Annotated in this window: 1 protein-coding gene; it reads right to left on the bottom strand. The window is 47.4% G+C overall.

The features are described 5' to 3' along the window. The coding region (locus GSO_RS15240) for an ISL3-like element IS1165 family transposase (RefSeq protein ID WP_010493879.1) at nucleotides 1-1,053 on the bottom strand (1,053 nt) is incomplete at its 3' end. Between the last annotated feature and the right edge of the window lie 137 nt (nucleotides 1,054-1,190).

The following is a 1,190-nucleotide window of genomic DNA, read 5'->3' as shown; positions in this document are numbered from 1 at the left end:
CGTGCCGTTAGGCTGATAGTTAGTGATGATATTCTTGAGTTCATCAGCGTGACGCCCCATCAAAGCATCGTGGAGATCGATGTAGGTTTCATAAGCTGTTTTGAAGGCCGGAAACGTATCGGTTCCAATATCAATAGCGTTCTGTTCGGTCGAGTACTCATTCAGGCCGAAGAGGTAGCGGCTCTTTTGTGCGTCAGGGGTGGCCTTGTGGAATAGGCGCCATAGTGATTTCAGTACTTTATATTCCCGCGAATGCTTGTCGAGTTGCTTTAAACATTGAGTGCGAATGGTATCCATCGTCCGGCCCATTAATTGAATAATGTGGAACCGATCAATAATGAGTTCGGCGTTAGGGAATAGTTCGTGCACGAATGCCTGATAGGAGGCGTTCATGTCCATGATGACGCGTTGAACCGCGGCCCGCTCTGCGGTGCTGTACTGACTAAGAAAGAACTGTTTGATGGTTCTATTAAGGCGGTCGCTAAGTACTTTAACTGATTTGTGAGTGTCGGCGTCAATGCAAATAAACGACATGGAGCCGTGCGTGGAACGGAATTCATCAAAGCATAGATTAATCGGTAACCGGCGGCTCGCGTGTGGATGAATATTAGCCGTCAAAATACGCTGAACTGAGTTTGTCGAAATACCGGTGAGACTGGCGATAGTCTTAGCCGGGAGTGATTTACTGGCTAGCTTCAGCACATGAGTCGCTAGTCCGTGACCGATGGCGTGGTTGGTTGATACCACTGGAGTGGTGGCCGTACAAGTGCTATGGCAGTTACTACAACGCCAGCGTTGCTTGTTTAGCTCTAGAATTACGGGCCGGTCCATGGGTCCTGAAATGTGGACATGAGTGAGCTTGTGTCCGTTAGGGTGCAACGTATTGTATCCACAGCTGGGACAGCGCCTGAGTGTGTAGGTAAGCTCTGCCTGGATGACCAAATACTTTTTGCGACCCGAGCCCCGACCATTAAATTCCTCACGAGTACCGAACACCTGAATGTTTGTGTCTGTAATTCCCAGTAATTTAAGTGTATTATCTAGTTGAGACATCTATTCCTACCCCGCTTATCTTGAGTTTCGTCGCTTAAAGCATAGCACTAGGGAGGCTTAGATGCTTTTTTTGTTATCAAAAAGGGCCTAGTACTTTTGGAATGGAAATACTTTCCAACACCAAAAATTCTAGACCC

Source organism: Lacticaseibacillus zeae DSM 20178 = KCTC 3804 (assembly GCF_000260435.1).
GTDB lineage: Bacteria > Bacillota > Bacilli > Lactobacillales > Lactobacillaceae > Lacticaseibacillus > Lacticaseibacillus zeae.
Note: the sequence above shows the minus strand (reverse complement) of the source record. Positions and strands in the feature narration are given on the sequence as shown.